At 45.4% G+C, this 18,206-nt stretch carries 13 protein-coding genes; 5 read left to right on the top strand and 8 right to left on the bottom strand.

Going from position 1 to position 18,206, the window contains the following annotated elements; genetic code table 11:
* Nucleotides 1–27: 27 nt before the first annotated feature.
* The 6 genes from ACJJI5_RS15985 to ahpC (ACJJI5_RS15960) form a co-directional block, all read right to left on the bottom strand.
* Nucleotides 28–1,485, bottom strand: coding sequence for an alpha/beta hydrolase family protein (locus ACJJI5_RS15985; RefSeq protein ID WP_445354616.1), 1,458 nt, complete (start codon nucleotides 1,483–1,485; stop codon nucleotides 28–30).
* A gap of 359 nt (nucleotides 1,486–1,844) precedes the next feature.
* Nucleotides 1,845–2,729, bottom strand: coding sequence for a hypothetical protein (locus ACJJI5_RS15980; RefSeq protein ID WP_445354615.1), 885 nt, complete (start codon nucleotides 2,727–2,729; stop codon nucleotides 1,845–1,847).
* 400 nt (nucleotides 2,730–3,129) lie between these two features.
* Entirely contained in the window at nucleotides 3,130–4,083 is a 954-nt protein-coding gene (locus tag ACJJI5_RS15975; RefSeq protein WP_445354614.1) for a NosD domain-containing protein, read from the bottom strand.
* Nucleotides 4,084–4,581: 498 nt separating this feature from the next.
* Complete coding sequence (locus tag ACJJI5_RS15970; protein WP_413662582.1) at nucleotides 4,582–5,559, bottom strand: right-handed parallel beta-helix repeat-containing protein; 978 nt, start codon at nucleotides 5,557–5,559, stop codon at nucleotides 4,582–4,584.
* Between the two features lie 1,332 nt (nucleotides 5,560–6,891).
* A complete protein-coding gene (gene ahpF, locus ACJJI5_RS15965; protein ID WP_445354613.1) occupies nucleotides 6,892–8,442 on the bottom strand; it encodes an alkyl hydroperoxide reductase subunit F in 1,551 nt (516 codons plus the stop codon).
* Between the two features lie 76 nt (nucleotides 8,443–8,518).
* Nucleotides 8,519–9,085 (bottom strand): alkyl hydroperoxide reductase subunit C, encoded by a 567-nt coding sequence (gene ahpC / locus ACJJI5_RS15960; protein ID WP_413662579.1) that lies wholly within the window; start codon nucleotides 9,083–9,085, stop codon nucleotides 8,519–8,521.
* 389 nt (nucleotides 9,086–9,474) lie between these two features.
* Here ahpC (ACJJI5_RS15960) and ACJJI5_RS15955 point away from each other — a divergent pair, with 389 nt between their 5' ends.
* A complete protein-coding gene (locus tag ACJJI5_RS15955; protein ID WP_445354612.1) occupies nucleotides 9,475–12,831 on the top strand; it encodes a Gfo/Idh/MocA family oxidoreductase in 3,357 nt (1,118 codons plus the stop codon).
* Nucleotides 12,828–14,021, top strand: a complete 1,194-nt coding sequence (locus ACJJI5_RS15950; RefSeq protein ID WP_445354611.1) for an MFS transporter — start codon at nucleotides 12,828–12,830, stop codon at nucleotides 14,019–14,021. The genes ACJJI5_RS15955 and ACJJI5_RS15950 overlap by 4 nt, the downstream gene beginning before the upstream one ends.
* Nucleotides 14,022–14,107: 86 nt before the next feature.
* Here the strand turns inward: ACJJI5_RS15950 and ahpC (ACJJI5_RS15945) are convergent, their stop codons facing one another.
* The gene (gene ahpC / locus ACJJI5_RS15945) at nucleotides 14,108–14,674 is read right to left on the bottom strand and encodes an alkyl hydroperoxide reductase subunit C (RefSeq protein WP_413662577.1); all 567 of its coding nucleotides are present in this window, start codon (nucleotides 14,672–14,674) and stop codon (nucleotides 14,108–14,110) included.
* Nucleotides 14,675–14,917: 243 nt separating this feature from the next.
* Between ahpC (ACJJI5_RS15945) and ACJJI5_RS15940 the strand changes: the two genes are divergently transcribed.
* From ACJJI5_RS15940 to ACJJI5_RS15930, 3 genes are read left to right on the top strand one after another with little or no spacing between them, the layout of a single operon-like run.
* Nucleotides 14,918–16,234 (top strand): DUF2157 domain-containing protein, encoded by a 1,317-nt coding sequence (locus tag ACJJI5_RS15940; RefSeq protein ID WP_445354610.1) that lies wholly within the window; start codon nucleotides 14,918–14,920, stop codon nucleotides 16,232–16,234.
* Complete coding sequence (locus ACJJI5_RS15935) at nucleotides 16,231–16,758, top strand: GDYXXLXY domain-containing protein (RefSeq protein ID WP_445354609.1); 528 nt, start codon at nucleotides 16,231–16,233, stop codon at nucleotides 16,756–16,758. Before ACJJI5_RS15940 ends, ACJJI5_RS15935 begins: the two co-directional genes overlap by 4 nt.
* Before the next feature lie 19 nt (nucleotides 16,759–16,777).
* The gene (locus ACJJI5_RS15930; RefSeq protein WP_445354608.1) at nucleotides 16,778–17,389 is read left to right on the top strand and encodes a CPBP family intramembrane glutamic endopeptidase; all 612 of its coding nucleotides are present in this window, start codon (nucleotides 16,778–16,780) and stop codon (nucleotides 17,387–17,389) included.
* 56 nt (nucleotides 17,390–17,445) lie between these two features.
* Here the strand turns inward: ACJJI5_RS15930 and ACJJI5_RS15925 are convergent, their stop codons facing one another.
* Entirely contained in the window at nucleotides 17,446–18,030 is a 585-nt protein-coding gene (locus ACJJI5_RS15925; RefSeq protein WP_282932146.1) for an exopolysaccharide biosynthesis protein, read from the bottom strand.
* Between the last annotated feature and the right edge of the window lie 176 nt (nucleotides 18,031–18,206).

Genomic DNA, 18,206 nt, shown 5'->3' with positions numbered 1-18,206 from the left:
GGCCACAGAGTTTAGTTGAAATTAAAATCAGAATCTCTCGTTCAGCCAGGTTGACATCGTCTCAAGTGCAATAGGGGAAAAGGTTTCCTCTATTTCTGCATACTCGGCATAGCTACCGGTTTCGGCTGTTTGAAAGAGATGATTCATTTTATCGAGTTCAATAATTTCATAATCCTTATGATTGGATTTACCCAACACCTTTTCTATATTGCCTAAGTTCATTTCCGCATCAACTTGAAAATCCAGTGAGCCGTTAAGAGCCAAAATAGGACATTTTGTACCCTCTAAATAGGGCTCAGGGTTGAAGCTCAATGCATAACGAAACCAAGGGGTGGAATACTGTTTTTTAAGTACCTCAACTTGAGCTTCCAGTTTGCCTCCTTCCAAGCCTTCGAGTTCAACAGTCTTATAGAGATATTGGTGCAACTCATCACTGATAGTTTCCCCAATGGGAAGATGAGCAAATTGTTCAAAAATAATTTTATCAAGCTTGCGTAACTCTTGTAGGTTTTTCTCAGTCACACCGCTGTGCTTTCTATCCCTGTGCCACTGGTCGAAAAAGAGCTCTTGTAGTTTAACCCCTGGGCCGCCGAGAAGAATTGTAAACGCAATATCATCACGATTGCTGGCTACCATGGGGGCAATCATCCCCCCCTCGCTGTGCCCAATCAAGCCCGTTTTACCCTTGGGGAGATCGTTACGACTGTTCAGATAATCCACAATTGCACTGGTATCATTGGCAAAATCTTCGGTAGTTGCCGTGGAGAAACTCCCGGTAGAGTCACCAATTCCTCGTTCATCATAACGCAATACCGCGTACCCTTGCCGAGTTAAATAGTCGGCAATTACCGCAAATGCTTTATGGCCAAATGCGGTTTCATCCCGATCTTGCGGCCCCGAACCACTAATCAGGATCGCGGTGGCTTTTATCCTTGAGTTTGGTTTGGTTAGTGTCCCAGAGATTATATTATTTGTGATTGTACTTTTAAAACTTACCTCTTCAATAGTATAGGGGTAGGGACCTGTTGGTGTCTGTGGACGATTCTCCGGCTGAACAGTATTTATCTTTCTGAAGTTAAGAGACAGTGACTTCCCTTGAGTAAATGAACCGAACATAAGCTCAACTACTGGGTTGTACGCCCCCTCGTAGCTGATTTGTAAGTCTTCAATTTCGAAGGATATGTTGTTGCCGCTAATGTCCAAGGATGACATCTCTATGCCATAGGCATTTTGTGAAGGGCTATCCAGTACGCCCGTCCATTTATCGTTATCCTGATCAAAATGGAGGACAATCGGAAGTACCTTGTCACTCTCTGTTTGGATAGTGGCCTTCCATTCTCCATCAATGCCACCAGCACTTGCTGTAGTAGAAAACAGGCCGGCGGCTAAGAAAAGCGACTTTAACTTTGCGTTTGTCTTTGAAAATCTAGTTTGAATATATCCCACAACTATTCTCTCTGTGTTCACCTGCTGAATGCTTGCCATCTTAGAGGAATCTTTTTCTTCTGGATTAAAATTAGGATAAGTGGCGAATAGGGCTGCTGAACGGCGAGGAAGTCTTGGCTATCCTTTGTCTAGTTATGCGTGGGGTAAAGGTATGTTGCGTCATCAGATAGAGGCGACTTATCCTGATAGATGGGACGGAGAGACTAACTAACGGTGCGGATTGTACCTATGACGAACACAAAATCGCCTATATAAGTGGTAAAGAACTTGGGTTATTGCTAGGTATGTGGATGTAAGGTAAGAGTTATTTCGGAAATAACTCTTTGGAAGATGGTCTTTCGGTGCCAATGAGTCCATGGGTGCTGCCCATTTATGGGCAGCACTGCGAGATGAAGCGTTTACTGTAGAATCACACCTACGTTTGCGTTTCCGGTTTGATTGGCAAAAGCAGATTGCGCATCGCCAATTTGTGTTGTTGTTTGGGCGTTACCCACACCATTTTGGTAAGTTTGAGCGGAAGAACCAATACCTGTAGCCGTAATGTTGGCAAAGTTAGAAGTTCCGAGCTGCTCAGTCAGTGCGTAGTGATCTGAACCCGTCTGGTTATGAATGGCCACATTGTTGTCGCCAATTTGCCAGAGGTTGCTCTCGTGATCATCGTTGGTTTGAATCACATTAAGGGTGTTGGTAGTACCGTCCTGATATGAGTAGGAGTAGTTAGAGTCTCCATTGACTTGATTGTGTGTCGCCAGGTTGGAATCGCCGAGCTGATCTACATAGACTTCACTGTTTGATGTCAGTGACTGAGTAACAACTGCGGTTTGGTTTACCCCAGCTTGATTCACCACAATAACATCATCAGTACTGTTGGTTTGAGTTAAGGTTGCACTGTGGCCATCCCCATCTTGGGTAATGGACATGGTGCTACCGTCAACAAATGACTGGAGAGTGAAGACGTATTGATTATTGTCTCCCTGGTTGATCTCAATATAGGCGCCTACAGAGTTATCCTGATAGGACTCGGCGGTATTCATATCGCCAGTTTGGTTATGAATGATCGTGCCACCATCACTGTTAGCAGATTGCTCCGCATAGCTGGTGTTGTTATCACCGATCTGAGTTTGATCGATGGTATTGTTTGTGGCGGTTGGATCACTTTGATCAGCTGTTGCAGTGTTCCCAAGACCTTCCTGGTATACCGTAGCGGTATTGGTGTCGGCGATAGCGCCCTGACTAATGATTGCCAGGGCAATACTGGCAGCGAGAGGTGCAATATTCTTCATCATAAACTCCTTTAGTGATGAGACTGTACGACCAATGTCGTTTTCCATTGCATTTCAAGGTTGAAGTCGTATCAATCACCATACACTAGCCTGATCGTCAGAATTTGGTCGACAACCTGGCGGATACTCCTTGTGAATGGGTTTGATACAAGTATGAGTTTGATAGATGGCCCAGGCAGGCGCTATGAGAGGTAAGTGCTGATTTAGTGGGACATTAGTTTAATGGGAAGTTTTACTTATTTTTATTAAAAACTGATAAATAAATAGTGATGCTCTTGATAAAAGCGTAGCATTCCAATTCAATTTAAATCCTAAAGTTGCGTTGGTAATTATGTAAGAAGACGATATAGAGCTTTATTATCGTCTTCAAACTAAGCCTTCGATTGAGTATTCTGTTCGCTTAATTCAGGCATGAAGGGTCGCTGGTAACAAAAGTATTACCTAACCAAGTATTGGCGGTGCAGCTTGGATCATCGGGGGAGTAAAGATCAAAACTCCCATTGTTTAGCGATGAGTTGGATAAAATGTTATTGCCACTAGCATTTGCATCCTCAATATATATTCCGTAATCCGTATTATCGCTAACGCTATTTATAGTGACTGTATTGCTATCTGCATTATCAATTGCGATGCCGGTTAGACTGTTTGTTACTACATTTTGAGATATAAGGTTTGAATCTGATTCAAATGTTAAAATGCCTTCACCTGCACTCTGATCGATAATGTTTGATGTAACTATGTTGGAGCTGCCAGGGGGTTCAATAGATATACCAACACCAGAGCCATTAGTGTCAGAGGTGTTGGTGATTATATTGCCAGAAACACTATTTGAAGACCCCTCTATTTGCACGCCAACGTTATCCATACCATCAACAGTATTTCCGAAAACCTGGTTGAAATCATTGTCTTCAATTCGTATACCAAAGTTAGAGTCGGGGACGTTCGACTGTATCTGAACACCGGAGATAAAGTTGTGATCGCTTATAACAAGTAATGCAGTAGAGGTAGGGTTAACAATATCAACGTCTACAACCTGGTGGGAGCCGTCTCCTGTTAATATAATGCTATTATTACAGTTTTCGACAGTCCCTGAGGATATTCTCGCAAAAAATCCACCAAGAACTATACCATTATTTGCTGTGAGAGGACATGTAACGGTAAAGCCATTCATATTAAGGCTGCCTGATGGACCCACAATGCTGAATGCAACATTTGTAGTGCAATTTAAATCTTCAGTTAGCGTCTCCGCTGTAGTGATACTGCCTCCACAGGTAACGGCATAGCTATTAATAGAGGTTGATATTGCGGCGGTTGTTAAAAGGATGTAACAAAGGGCTATTGTTAGTTTTTTCATAGGGTTTGTACCATGTCAGTAATTATTGCGGATACCTTAGATAGGCAGTTTTTTAGTCTGGGTGAATTTCGTGAGGATATATCAGTGTTCCCCTTGCAATATTTAGTTGTTTTAATGATTTTTAATAATACTTAATTTAAATGATAGAGGAGGGCTTAAGGGCTATTTCTAATATGAATCTATTATTACGCCTTTAAGTGGGCTGTTTGTCTGTTTTAGAGCGCTATTTATTGTTGGGGTTTCTTAGGTGTAGACAGACAGGATGGCTGAAGGTTTTATCTCTTGACATGCAAAGCGGTTCACACTTCGCGTTGCGACTTCTTGGAAGGTCTAGACATCCCTACGCAACAACGCCTTGATTGTGAACCGCTCTGTATGCCAGAGGCATCACGGAGCTATTCAGAGGCTCCCTGGTTATTTATGCTATTTGTTAGCCAGCGATATACTACTCAGCTATTGCTTGTAAATTAGGGAGTGTGAATGTAATCGAGTGAATATTTAGTCCAGACAGTTGGGATCGTTGGTTGTAGAGATGTTGCCAATCCAGTTGTTCGAAGATGTGCAGTTCGGATCATCAGGGGAGTAAAGGTCGAATATACCATTGTCATTGGCTGTATTAGATAAAATGTTATTGAATTCTGCGCTAGTTCCCTCGATCACTATGCCATAGTCAATGTTATTGTCAGCTTCATTGCTGCTTACTGTATTGCTGTCACTGTTATTGATTCTGATTCCAGTGGTGCTGTTCGATATACTGTTTTGGGATATGAGATTTGAATCTGAACTTACAGATATTCCCACATCTCCATCGCCATTGAGAGTGTTGAGTATTCTCGCTTTACTGTCACTGATTATAGTGTTAAGTAGGATTAAGTTGCTCCCTCCATCAGAATCAAGAGCTATGCCAAAATCACCAGGGTTAAGAATTTCATTTCCGGTGACTGTATTGCTTCGCCCCTCTATATATATTCCTGAAAATCCCGGGAACTCTAGAAAATTTCCAGTGATCTGATTGAGGCTTGCGGGATTAGCTGTTTCTATGCCTATTGCATATTGCGTACCATTAAAAGGTATCACGATGCCGGTAACAAAATTACTGTTACTTTCAATACGTACGCCCACACCTACAAGATTATTAATCTCAATATCACTGACAAAATGAACACCATCTTCCGTAAGTGCTATTGAGTCATTGCAATTGTCTATTACACCATTAAATAGGCTTGCAGCTAGGCCTGTTAGATAGATGCCCTCATGTAATGGTTCTATACAGGTAACAGTAAACCCATTTAAGTTCAGCCCACCACCGGGGCCGTCGATTGTGAGGGCTGGATTGGTTTCGCAAGAGAGATCTTCTGTGAGGGATTCCTGGGTAGTAATCGTGTCGCCACAGCTCACAGCAAAACTGTTTGAGGCTAAAGGTAATCCAAGGGTAGATAATAGACTGAGAAATAGCGTTAAATTGGGCTTCTTCATGGGGTACTCCCAGGTCGATAAACTAAATTTTTATAGATGGCATATGTTCGGGGGGGGAATAAGTGAGTTATTCCGGTTGATATTCTATCGAATTTATCGGCTTTGTTTTCTGTTTGTTAATAATATATATAAATCAAAGGAAGAGGTTTAGTTTCTGTTGTAAATATGGGGCTAAAGTGGCATGTGAAATCACACCTTCCATTGCTGTTTCTGTATGCGAAGTTGGGCGTCTTATATAGGTGCTGGCCAGAATTTTGGAAGCGGATCGGTTTGATGCGAGTACAATTTTCTTTATTTCTAGGGAGAGTTGTCCCTTTGGTACTTAACAAACTTGGTAATAAGTGTAGGTGCTTTGTTGGCGAGCCCGATTGACGCAAGAAAGGTTATAGAAAGTGCAATGAGAAGAATGGAATCTAAAAAGATATCGTTGGGGAGTCCGTCTTGAAGAATTAGATAAAAAAGGAATAAAGGTATTGACCAGACAAAGCCGTGAACCATTAGCGAAAAAGCGTAATATTTAAACCCTATAGTTTTGCTTTTCCGTGTGAGAAAGCTGATTAGATCAAAAATTACAGTTAGCTCGACAAAATAGAGAGCAGGAAATATTGCAAGATAATAATCTTGGTATATGAATATCATCCCAAGAATAATGTAGTAGATATGATGTATTTGATTAAATCGACTTATCTGTAAGAAGATTATCTCAAACGCATACATTGATACGCCATACAGCAATGCAAGTCGGAAAAATCTGGTTGCGCCAATTTTGCCGATGCTTTCGTATTCTTGATATAGTGCGATAGCGCCAAATATGACTAAAATAGTGTACAAAATTAGCTGACATACTTTATCGATGTTGTCCTTTGAGCTGCTCTTAATAACAATGTGAAGAGATTTATGAATGAGAAAAAAAGTAAAGATGAATGCGGAAAAACCAAAGATGACGGTGAAACTGTTAATCATCGCCTAATTCTTCAAGACTCTTTTAGAAAGGTGTAACAACTATTTAAGTTGGGCATCTACATGATCTATATGGAAGTTAACCTGCCAGCTTTACCTATCTTACTTAGATGGCTTTCTTTAATGAGTGGAATTAGTCGCCGGCGAATAGAGGGTATACCTTTGAAAAGTAGGTGAAAATCAAAGTATAGGGCAATGCAGGTGTTGGAGAGCCTATCTCTGAAGTTAATTGGGGGGGGTAGAGTCAGTGTTTAAACATTGAGTTACTTTTGGAAGTACCCTGAATCCTAGATTGGGGCCTGTGAAAGTTTATTGTGCACTTATTTTTTTAGACATTGGCCGGCAAAGGGCCGGCCAATGTTTGCTTAAGGGTTATTCAACCGAAGATCGAATCAAGTAGTCAAATGCGCCCAGTGCCGCAGTTGCACCTGCACCCATAGAGATCACTATCTGTTTGTAGGGGACAGTAGTCGCATCGCCGGCGGCGTAAACGCCGGGGACTGAAGTTGCGCCGCGCTCGTCGATCACAATTTCGCCCATGCGATTCATCTGCACATCGGTTTCTTTAAGGAATTCCGTATTGGGTACCAGGCCAATCTGTACGAAAATACCAGCCAGGTCGACCTGCTTATTTTCACCACTCTCTCGATCGGTATAGGCCAGGCCGTTCACTTTGTTACCATCGCCGAGGACTTCAGTGGTTTGGGCATTGACGATAATATCGATGTTGTCCATTAACTGAGCCTTGCGTACCAGTACCTCGTCTGCACGTAGTTTGTCGGCGAACTCCAGTACGGTGACGTGCTCGACGATTCCGGCGAGGTCGATCGCTGCTTCGATGCCCGAGTTGCCGCCGCCAATAACGGCTACACGCTTACCTTTAAAGAAGGGGCCGTCGCAATGGGGGCAGTAGGCTACACCCTTGGTGCGGTATTCGGCTTCGCCGGGAACCCCCAGTTCCCTCCAGCGGGCACCGGTAGCCAATACTACTGAGCGGCTGGATAGGGTCGCACCGCTTTGTAGTTTGATATCTACCATTTCGTTGCGTCGCAAGTTGGCTGCGCGTTGATCGGTAATGATATCGACACCATACTCTTTTACGTGTTGCTCAAGGCTGGCTGCGAGCTTGGGGCCCTCGGTATAAGGTACAGAGATAAAGTTCTCGATGCCTACGGTATCCATTACCTGGCCGCCGAAGCGTTCTGCCACTATGCCAGTGCGAATGCCTTTGCGAGCGGCATAAATAGCAGCCGCTGCGCCAGCTGGGCCACCCCCTACCACTAAAAGATCGTAGGGTGCTTTTTCATTCAGTTCTTCAGCTTTACGCTCGGCTGCGCCGGTATCCAGTTTTCCAACAATCTCTTCGAGGGACATCCTGCCTTGGCCGAAGTGTTCACCATTGAGGTAAACCGCAGGTACAGCCATAACATTGCGCTTTTCAACTTCCTCTTGGAACAGGCCACCGTCGATCATTTCGTGGGTGATGTTTGGGTTGAGGGTTGCCATCAGGTTCAGCGCTTGGACGACATCCGGGCAGTTTTGGCAAGAGAGGGAGATATAGGTTTCAAAGTGGAATTCACCCTTCAGGTTTCGTACCTGCTCCAGTAGCTCCGGGTCTGCTTTTGAGGGATGGCCCCCCGCTTGCAACAGTGCCAGTACGAGTGAGGTAAATTCATGTCCCAGGGGAATGCCAGCAAAGCTAACCCGGGGTTCCTCTCCGGCAGGGGCGATGGCCATACTCGGCGTGCGCTTGGCTTGACTCTGCTGTGCAGTAATTTTGTTGGAGAGTCCGGAGATTTCATCTACCAAGGCTTCCAGCTCTTTGGATTTTTCACTGTTATCTGTGGACACACGAATCTCGATCGGCTTGACGATATTCTGCAGGTAAGTGTCCAGTTGTTTTTTCAGGTTTGCGTCCAACATCGGTGTGTCCTTTCTCTAACAATTTAAGGCTTAGTTGTGGCCCACCTTTTGATGGGCCGGGTCAGAGGTATTTGGGTTAAATCTTTCCTACCAGATCTAGGGAGGGGGCTAAGGTCTCTTCGCCTTCTTTCCACTTGGCCGGGCAGACTTCACCGGGGTGAGCGGCGATGTACTGGGCAGCTTTGATCTTGCGCAACAGTTCGCTGGCATCGCGGCCGATTCCGCCGGCAGTGATCTCGACAATTTGGATGCGGCCTTCTGGGTCGATTACAAAGGTGCCGCGATCGGCGATGCCTTCTTCCTCGATCATCACACCGAAGTTGCGGGTGATGGTGCCAGTGGGGTCGCCGATCATCGGGTATTGGATTTTGCCGATGGTGTCGGAAGAGTCGTGCCAGGCTTTGTGGGTGAAGTGGGTATCGGTAGATACGGAGTAGATCTCAACGCCCAATTTCTTGAACTCTTCATAGTTGTCCGCCAGATCGCCCAGCTCAGTGGGGCAGACGAAGGTGAAGTCTGCGGGGTAGAAGAAGAATACGGCCCACTTGCCTTTAACGTCGGCGTCGCTGATATCGAAGAAGTCGCCGTTTTGATAAGCCTTGGCGCTAAAGGGTTTCAGCTGGGATTCGATGTAACGTGACATGGATAGCTCCTTATTCATCACTGTCTTGTTGGTCGTTGTTTGGAAGTGGGATCTATACTATCGGTCGATGCCCTTTGATAAAAATTATTAATGTAAATGCGTGTGATAGCTTTTGGCAATCGTTGTTGGCTATATGATTGATTGGGTGTTTAGCCGCTACTTAATGGCTTTGGCAAAGCGACAGCCGTTAGGTGAAACCTTATCGGCGCATCCTGATGTCTATTGAGCCGCAAAGACGACATATAGAAGTGTTGATCGCGGTCTATACCCTCAGGCATCAAAAAAGAGTTGAGTCGTAAATCAGCGCACATTAGCAATAAGTTAGAAGTGCGAGCCCGGTTCTGACGATCTGGGTAGTGCCAGCGGATGTGAGGTTAAATGTTGCCGCTATGAATCAGAATGTGGTGCATGTCACGGTGGTTGGTGTCGGTCTGCCTGGGGAGTCAATCGGATGGCTGCATTTGTCTCAGCTAATGAATATGCGAAATGTAGTGGTAGATGCGATTGTTGAAGAGTATTGGCTTTCCAGGGATGCCGAGTCATCTGAAAAAGGGATGGTTTTCCGAAATGAGATGGCAAGGCTAAAAGCTCAGTATGGCGATTTCAAAACTTGTTCCTCGGTGGAGCAAATACCTGATGCGCATCCCTCCTTAAAAAATTTGGTTGTTATCTCGGTGAGGACTCCACACGCGAAGGGGGTTTTTGAATCGGTAATTAGTAAAGGATATAGGAATATATACCTAGAAAAACCTGGTGCAGACTCGCTGGAAAAGCTGCGTGAAATGGAAAGGATCGCCGACAGAAACAATGTAAATGTTGTTGTTGGCTATCAAAAGCATATCGCAAATTACGTGGATAGAGCCGAGAGGCTTAACGAGCAATGGAAGTTGAAGTCCAGGAGTGTCGGATTCATTCATCACAACCCGCATCCGGAAGCTAACCTGGAAAGCATCTTTAGGCAAAATTCCGAAGGTATGCTGCTCAACCAGTGTTGCCATGAACTTGAACTCTGTATAGCAAAGTGGAATCTTGCTCCTCACAACATTACTGATGTAGTAGTGAATCGAGATGAAACCGTGCAGAAGCGCTTCGGTGATATCGAGGACTTCAAAAAGCTGTCTTTCACGCTAAAAACTAATCTAGGAGTAAGCTTCTCTTTTCTGGCTACCCGTTGTGAAGGCGTAGAAAATTGCATAGCGATGCGAAAAGGCCTTCGCGGTGACCCTGTGTTTATTCGGCAGGCCATGGAAGATGTGCTTGATCGGGCACTTGAGCTTACTAGAAAAGAAAAGGGAGGGATGTGGTATTGCTACTTGTTTGAGCGAGATTATTACAATCTGAAGCGGCTGTTTATTGAATCCATTCTAGATAGCGATGATGAGAAATACCTGAGCCTGCCGCGACTGCTTCATGCATGTGGTGTTCTCGAATTGGCTGCAGCGATAGAGCCCAGTATTAAGGCTCAATTAAGAGAAGATGAAAGCCATCATTCTATCGTACAAATTTCAGATACTATTTGTCAGGCTCCAACAAACCAAAGAATCTGGTACCACCATGGACTCTTTAATCCTGGTAATAAATTCCTTATAGAACTTCTAAGACCGCCGCAGAACAGAATTATTTGTTGTGTTGATGACAAGGTATGGGAACTCTATGGGAAGGGTATTACCGAGTGGCAAGAGTCCATGGGGATTGAGTTCATCCCGATAGTTATGAAGGGTGGCGAACAGTCAAAAAATATTAATAGTCTTATCAGTATGATTGATGAGATATGGAAGGCAAATCCTCTTCGTTACAGGGAGCCAATCTTAGCTATGGGCGGAGGGGCGGTAACCGATACGATTGGGTTTGTCAGTGCGGTGTGGCGACGGAATACACCCTGGATACGTATTCCAACGACTCTAATGGGAATGATTGACTCCTCTATCGGCATTAAAGTCAGTGTGAACCACAATATTAAGAATGGGATTGGTGCTTTTCATTGTCCCTTGCATACCATTATTGATCCCTCTTTCTTGAAAACTAATCCACAGCGGGTATTAAAAAGTGCGATTGGTGAAATGATTAAGGTTGGAGTGGTATTCAATAAGGATGTGCTCGATACCTTGTCAGCTCAGGGTGCCACTCTGTTGGAAAATAGTTTTTTAGAACCTGATGGCCTGCCGGGAGATGCATCCTATAAACTGCTGATAAATTGTATTGATGCCATGCTGGATAGTATTGCGGGAGACTTAAAAGAAGAGAACTTATCCAGACCAATGGACTTTGGACATACGTTATCCCGCTGGTTGGAGCGTGATGAGGCTTTTAGGTTGATGCATGGTGAAGCTGTGGGCATTGACTGCCTGTTTACTTCACTGTTGGCTGAAAAGATGGGATTGATATCCAAGGCAGATATTGAGTTATTGTTTGGAATTTACGTACAGCTGGGACTTGCAGCTAGTGTCAAAGGGCTGAGTCTGGATGTGTACAAGACGGCAATAAAACAGATCTCAATCCATCGCTCCGGTACTTTGCGAGCGCCTCTCCCTGCCCCTCTAGGAAACTGTATTTGGGTCAATAAGATAGAGGCGAACCACCTGGAAAGCGCTTGGTATGACCTGCAAGAGAGGCTTACTCGTTATCCGGAGCTAATATTGGATCCTGATGAAATAGCAGAGGAGGAGTATTTACCTAAGCAATTAGATTTTACCAGTCATCAAAGTACTAAAAAAATACCTTTGAGAAGGCTGCGCTGGGGATTTATAGGCTGTGGAAGAATAGCAAATGATTTTGCACTAGTCCTCGATTACCTGGATTCCTCAGAAGTGTTTGCAGTAGCTTCCAGGGATTTTAATAGAGCGAGAGAATTTGCGAATAGTCATGGAGCAAGTAGGGCTTATGGCAGTTACCTGGAACTTGTTTCTGATCCTGATATTGACATTGTCTATATTGCAACTATCCCCGAGTTACACCGACAACATGCTGAATTAGCATTAATGGCAGGTAAGCCTGTTCTTATTGAAAAACCTCTGGCGTTAACAGTTGAGGATGCTGTAAGGATTAAAGAGCTTGCCAATAAAAAACAGCTGTTTTGCATGGAAGGGATGTGGATGAGGTTCTTCCCTGCTATTAAATACTGTAGAGATATTATTAGTCTTGGAAATATAGGTAAGGTAAGCCAGCTTCGTGCAGATTTGAGCTTTGACCTGCGTAAGGATGAAGGGTTGCAGTCTCCAAAATGGAAGGTGGGAGCTGGTATGGATGCCGGTGTGTATCCTGTTCACACGGCGCTGATGGTGTTGGGTAGGGGGATATTAGACCTGGAGTTCTCTGGGGTGCTGGATAACTACGGTTTTCAGGAGGATGGTGCCGGGCTCATTTATGCGCACTTCGATAGTGGATCAACAGCTGTAGTTTCCTGGAGTCATCTGGTTGAGGGTGCGGAAGAGTTGGAAATCTATGGCACAGAAGGGCGGATAAAAGTGTTTGCCCCGGCACATTGTCCAACTAGGGTGTCAGTGACGCGGATCACTGGTGATCGAAGGACAGATAATGAGACTAAGTTGTACGAATTCCCATTGCCGAGAATAAGAGGCAGGTTTAATTATCCAAATTCTGAAGGGCTTTATTATGAGGCACAGGCTGTTCAGTTATGTATTGAGAAAAACTTCATAGAATCACCGGATCTTCCTCTTGCCGACTCTATACAAGCAATCCGAATGATTGAAGAATGTGATCAATATATCAAAAGAAGGGCTGCGTGAAACGCAACATCTATTGGTTTGGATTGCTGTCATGCTATGGGGCTCTATTTTTACTGGGCTTTGTAGAGGTCTATAAAGCTCCAATTTACCCCAAAATTTTAGATTTTTTTTCCGTTTCCCCAACAAAGGGCTCCACCTTTTTCTTCCTGTCCACTTTTTCTGCCTTACTTATGACTTTATCAGGGGCTCTCTGGGTGAAAAAAATCAGAGTGATCTCTGGGTTAGCATTATTCGTAGTTTTTATGGGGGTAGGGTCGGTACTTTCAGGTATTTCTGGATATCTGTACTCGTTTACCCTGCTTATTCTGGGCAGCTTTCTCTTTGGTTTGGGTGCCGGAGGGAGCATGGTTTTGATTAATGTGGCAATACCCCTTTTTGTGCCTGAAAACTTAACTCGTCAAGGTTATTGTGGATTACATAGTACCTATGGGGTGGCCTCCATATTGTCTCCTTTGTTACCCGGGTTGTTATATAAATTTCACTTTGGATGGGAGGGCGGTTTCTATTTGTTTGGGGGGATAGCAGCAAGCATATTATTTTTTATCTTGTCTGGATTAATAAGAAGAAAAGGAAAACTGAGGAAAAATGGGAGTTCTTTTAACCCTGGCGCCTATAAGGAGACAAGCCAACGAGATAAAGAACCGAAAGAGTGGTGGATCGCAATTGGTGGTGGGTTTATTGTTTCTGCCTACAACGGCGCTGAACATATATTGGCGAGTAGGATGGTGCTGTTTCTTGAAGCTAGGGGAGGGCACTGGGCCGTTGAGGCGGATATTTTGCTTTCAATCTTCTTCGGATTGCTTTGCTTAGGGAGAGTGGCCTTCACTTTTATCCTGCTGAAGGGAAGTGCTTTTTTTTGGTTGATAGTCTCCTTTTTATCGACAGCAGCCGTATTTTCTCTGGGCTACTGGGTGAGTCCACTATGGTTTCCAGTATGTGGATTGACACTATCCTACTTGTTTCCTTATGCCATGGAATGGTTGACAGATTGTAGTAAGAATCCCCCTTTTACAGTTTCATTCTCCTTAGGTATGGGGGGAATTTTCTTGATTCTGGCCCATGCTTTGGTGGGGTGGTTAGATGAAAGTTACGGAATACAAACCGCAATCTTTGTAGTTCCTGTGTTCCTCTTGGGAGGAGTTGTATGTTGCTTGCTTTTGTCACTTATTGCGAAGCAAAGAAGCCATTAACACGGATTAGCAATATTTGACTAACGACAATGCCCGCCAAAAGGGCGGGCAAGGCCAGTTCCAATCCTGTGAGGGCTTGGGAAGACTTAAATTTTGCCTACCAGATCGAGAGAGGGGGCCAGGGTTTCCTCACCTTCCTTCCATTTCGCTGGGCAAACTTCACCGGGGTGAGCAGCGATGTACTGAGCAGCTTTGATCTTGCGCAGCAGCTCACTGGCATCGCGGCCGATACCGCCAGCAGTAATTTCCACAATTTGAACACGGCCTTCCGGGTCGATTACGAAAGTACCACGGTCGGCAATGCCTTCTTCCTCAATCATTACACCGAAGTTGCGGGTAATGGTACCGGTAGGATCACCGATCATCGGGTACTGGATCTTACCGATGGTGTCAGAGGAATCGTGCCAGGCCTTGTGGGTGAAGTGAGTGTCTGTGGAGACTGAGTAGATCTCTACACCCAGCTTCTTAAACTCTTCATAGTTGTCTGCCAGATCGCCTAATTCAGTGGGGCATACAAAGGTGAAGTCGGCGGGGTAAAAGAAGAATACGGCCCATTTACCTTTGACGTCAGAGTCACTTACATCGTGAAATTCGCCATTTTGGTAGGCTTTGGCGTTAAACGGCTTGAGTTCGGATTCGATATAGCGGGACATGGTTAGCTCCTTATTGGGTGCCTGGCTCTTAACTTTGATGCCGCTTATGCTATTGACTGATTATCAATAATAGAAATTAACAATTTAAATATCTGAGATAGTTTTCTGCTATCTAGGCAGCTTGGCGATAATTTAGTCTGCAATCCGTACCAATTTGAGGTCGCTGGTTACATCGGGGATACTCGGGACCAAAGTATTAATACCCATTCATCGGGTATGGGTAATTTTTCACAAGGCGCATCTATGCGATTGATTCGGTTGCTTAAGCATGATCTGGCCCGCGAGGCCGGAGATTGGGTTGAAGACGGTGTGATCAGTGAAGCTCAGGCTGAGCAGATCTGTGCCCGCTATGAAGTGGATTACCACCGGGCGCAAGAAAGAACACTTGGATATCGTATTTTGATTGGGTTGGCCTATCTCTTTATCGGGCTGGCGGTGATTACATTGATTGGGGCCAATTGGGAGGAAATCCCCAGAGCGCTGCGAATGGGGGGGCTGATTGCTTTGACCTTGGTGACCCAGGGAGTGGCGTTTAAGGTTTACCTATCTGGAGACAGGAAAGCCGGAGAGGGCTTGTTCTTGTTGGGCAACCTGTTTTTTGGTGCGGCGATTATTTTGATCGCACAGATATACCATTTGGGCGAGCATATGCCAGATGGTATTTTCTGGTGGGCACTGGGTAGTTTGCCATTTGCTTTAATTACCCGCAGCCCGTGGATCGCAGAGCAGTCCTTGCTCTTGGCTTTGCTTTGGTTCTTCCTGGAGTCGAGTTTAGGCTTTTACCCCGCCCTGTTCCCAATTTTCCTGCTGGGGGCCCTCTATATCCTGTTAAGTGGTCGTCCGAGCGTGATTCTCTTGCTGACCTTTATCTTTGGCTTAGGTTTTTGGCTGGAATTTTCCCTGTCAGAATTTTGGCGTTTGCAGGATGGGAAATTTAGTGCGGATATTTATCCAGAGAACCTTGCTGTTGCAGTCTCGCTCTTTATCCTGATGTATTGCTTTGCCCATTGGTTGGCAACTCGCCCGTCGGCGGTAGCCAAGGACTACGCAGCAGTAATCTCTATTTGGTGCCTTCGGTTTACTTTAATTGGCTTACTGATTTTTAGCTTTGAATATCCCTGGGAGGAGATGATAGAAGCCCCCTGGAGTCACCTACCTTCTATGTGGGCGGTAGTGGGGACTATGTCTGCTGTGTCGATAGTGTTGGCGCTGCTGTCTCAGAGGTTGCTATTCGGACTGGGGTTGTGCGGTGTTTTTGCGGCAGTACTTGCGTTCGTAACGAATGCCAGCTCCAGTGACTACGCAGTTTGGTTACAAATTTTCACAAACTTCGCCCTGATTGCCTGTGGAATCTGGTTGATCTTCAGGGGTATTCACGATGGTATCTCACACTACTTCTTCCTCGGAGTTATGGCGGTCCTGTTGACGGCTCTGCTGCGCTATATTGACTTGATTGGCGACTATATAGGAGCTGCTCTCCTGTTTATTCTCTTCGCAGTTTTATTGCTGGCAGCAGCCAAGTATTGGAAATATCACCAGGCGGGGGGAAGTTTGCGATGAAACGTAGAGTTGTGATTGGCCTGGTTGCCGCCATTGGCGTGCAGTTTTTTATATTGTTAGGAATGTATATTAAGGCTCAAATGCCGCTGTGGACGGGCCAGCCTGTCTCAGTGAAAACTGTTCCTGTAGACCCGCGCTCATTGTTTCGGGGTAACTATGCCCAATTGAGTTACCCCTTTTCCATCTTAGATAAAGCCTTATTTAAAGGGCAGGGACGGCTGCGTCAGGGAGAGGTGGTTTATGTGGGCTTAGAAAAAGGGCCATCCGGATTGTATGAACACGCCTCTGTCAGCCTTGAACAACCACAGGGCGGAGTCTTTATTCGAGGGCGGGTAGCAGGCCAGAATTTTTGGAACTCATCAGATAGCTACCGGATTCGCTACGGTATTGAAGCCTACTTTGCTCCGAAGGAAAAAGCCCTGGATCTGGAAAAACAACTGCGGGACGGTGGCGTGGCTGAATTGATGATTTCTGCGGATGGGCGAGCGAGCTTGAAGGTTGTCAGAGGCTCAGGAAATCAATAGGCAAAGGGAAAAATCAGGAATGGAAGCGATTGGTCCGGCACGGCGCAGCCTGCCGGTTTTCTTTTTTTTAATGGATATTCAACTGGGCTGTCTATTGCTTGCGGCTCTAGGGCTCTACCTTGTGCCAATGGAAGTCTCATTTATTGGTGATGCGGTATGGCTGCAACTGCTGTTGGGATTGTTAGGCGCTATTGTCACATTTGCGGTAGTACTGACATTGGCTCGTTCTGAGACGCTATTTGGGAAAATGCTGCGGCTCCACTGTACTCAGTTGACCCCGTTATTTTCCAAGTTGTCCCCATCACAAATGGTATGGGTTGCCCTGGCTGCAGGTGTTTGTGAGGAGCTGTTGTTTCGTGGTTTTCTACAGTCTTGGCTCTCCCAGCTCAGTACGCCATTCCTCGGCTTATTGGGTGCATCACTGATATTCGCATTACTGCACTGTGTTTCCTGGGTGTACTTCTTCCTTACCTTTATGATTGGGCTTATTTTAGGCATTTTCTACCAAATGTCTGGAGGCTTGGTGGGAGCGATTGTTTGGCATGCGGTATACGACCTTTTGGCAATTTTCGCCATAGTGCACTTTCCCCATTTGCTCGGATTAAAAAATCAAGTCTTAAAGCGAGGGTAAGTAACTAGCTTTGGTCTGGAGACCTGCAGAGATATTACGGAATTATTCGGGGGCTCCTAGATCACGGCTACGATCACCACTAGTACCAGGGAGGCCGTTAGGATAAAAGCAATAAGCGCTAAGAGTCCGTCTCGAGCTGCCAGCGATAGCCCAAAAATGGTGAGAGCGAGACCAGCCGTTGAGGCAGAGAAGGGGATGACTTCCATTATTGGCAGGGTCAATGCAATAAAAATGCAGGTTCCAGCAATAGCGTAGGTGCCATATCGGCGCACGATAAAATCCATCCGTGGCTGTATCCAGCGGTCGGCAAACCGGGCGGGCTTTTCCATCCAGTGCAGGGCATCCATCAGCTTTTCGCTGGATATGGAGCGGTTGATCAGCCACTGTGGAAGCCAGATATAGTTGCGCTTCATCAGCAGCTGTAGGGCAAACAGTAGTAGCAAAACACCCATCGCGGTAGACATTCCGGGAATACCGCTCAGAGGGGAAAACAGGATCAACCCGATAAGGATAAGGAATGGGGCAAAGGATCGAAGCCCCACAGCCTCAATAACATGCTGGATGGAGATTTTCTCCTGCCCCTGACTTTTCTCCTCAATATCCTTCAGCAGCTGGCCCAGTCCTATGATTTCTTGTGTCATGGTTGGAATTAGTTGCTGTGTAGTTTCTTTGCAAGACAATCTACTGATAAGAGGGCTGGAAACCGGGTAGTCTCTACAAGCTATCCGGTTCCAGAGATATTGTCGAGCATAGCACTGTGACTGGCTTTTCGGCTAAAGTCAGGCAGTTTTTCAAAGGAGATAAGCTGTCTGACGTC

It is taken from the genome of Microbulbifer maximicatervae (SeqCode) (assembly GCF_052467955.1).
The sequence above is the reverse complement of the archived record's forward strand: the minus strand, read 5'-3'. Positions and strand labels throughout refer to the sequence as shown.

Bases quoted from the DNA above. Each gene is read 5' to 3' on its own strand.
- ahpF (WP_445354613.1), bottom strand. From the start codon at position 8,442: ATGTTGGACGCAAACCTGAAAAAACAACTGGACACTTACCTGCAGAAT.
- ACJJI5_RS15935 (WP_445354609.1), top strand. From the start codon at position 16,231: ATGAAACGTAGAGTTGTGATTGGCCTGGTTGCCGCCATTGGCGTGCAG.
- ACJJI5_RS15985 (WP_445354616.1), bottom strand. From the start codon at position 1,485: ATGGCAAGCATTCAGCAGGTGAACACAGAGAGAATAGTTGTGGGATAT.
- ACJJI5_RS15925 (WP_282932146.1), bottom strand. From the start codon at position 18,030: ATGACACAAGAAATCATAGGACTGGGCCAGCTGCTGAAGGATATTGAG.
- ahpC (WP_413662579.1), bottom strand. From the start codon at position 9,085: ATGTCACGTTACATCGAATCCCAGCTGAAACCCTTTAGCGCCAAGGCT.
- ACJJI5_RS15940 (WP_445354610.1), top strand. From the start codon at position 14,918: ATGCGATTGATTCGGTTGCTTAAGCATGATCTGGCCCGCGAGGCCGGA.
- ACJJI5_RS15975 (WP_445354614.1), bottom strand. From the start codon at position 4,083: ATGAAAAAACTAACAATAGCCCTTTGTTACATCCTTTTAACAACCGCC.
- ahpC (WP_413662577.1), bottom strand. From the start codon at position 14,674: ATGTCCCGCTATATCGAATCCGAACTCAAGCCGTTTAACGCCAAAGCC.
- ACJJI5_RS15955 (WP_445354612.1), top strand. From the start codon at position 9,475: ATGAATCAGAATGTGGTGCATGTCACGGTGGTTGGTGTCGGTCTGCCT.
- ACJJI5_RS15930 (WP_445354608.1), top strand. From the start codon at position 16,778: ATGGAAGCGATTGGTCCGGCACGGCGCAGCCTGCCGGTTTTCTTTTTT.
- ACJJI5_RS15970 (WP_413662582.1), bottom strand. From the start codon at position 5,559: ATGAAGAAGCCCAATTTAACGCTATTTCTCAGTCTATTATCTACCCTT.
- ACJJI5_RS15980 (WP_445354615.1), bottom strand. From the start codon at position 2,729: ATGAAGAATATTGCACCTCTCGCTGCCAGTATTGCCCTGGCAATCATT.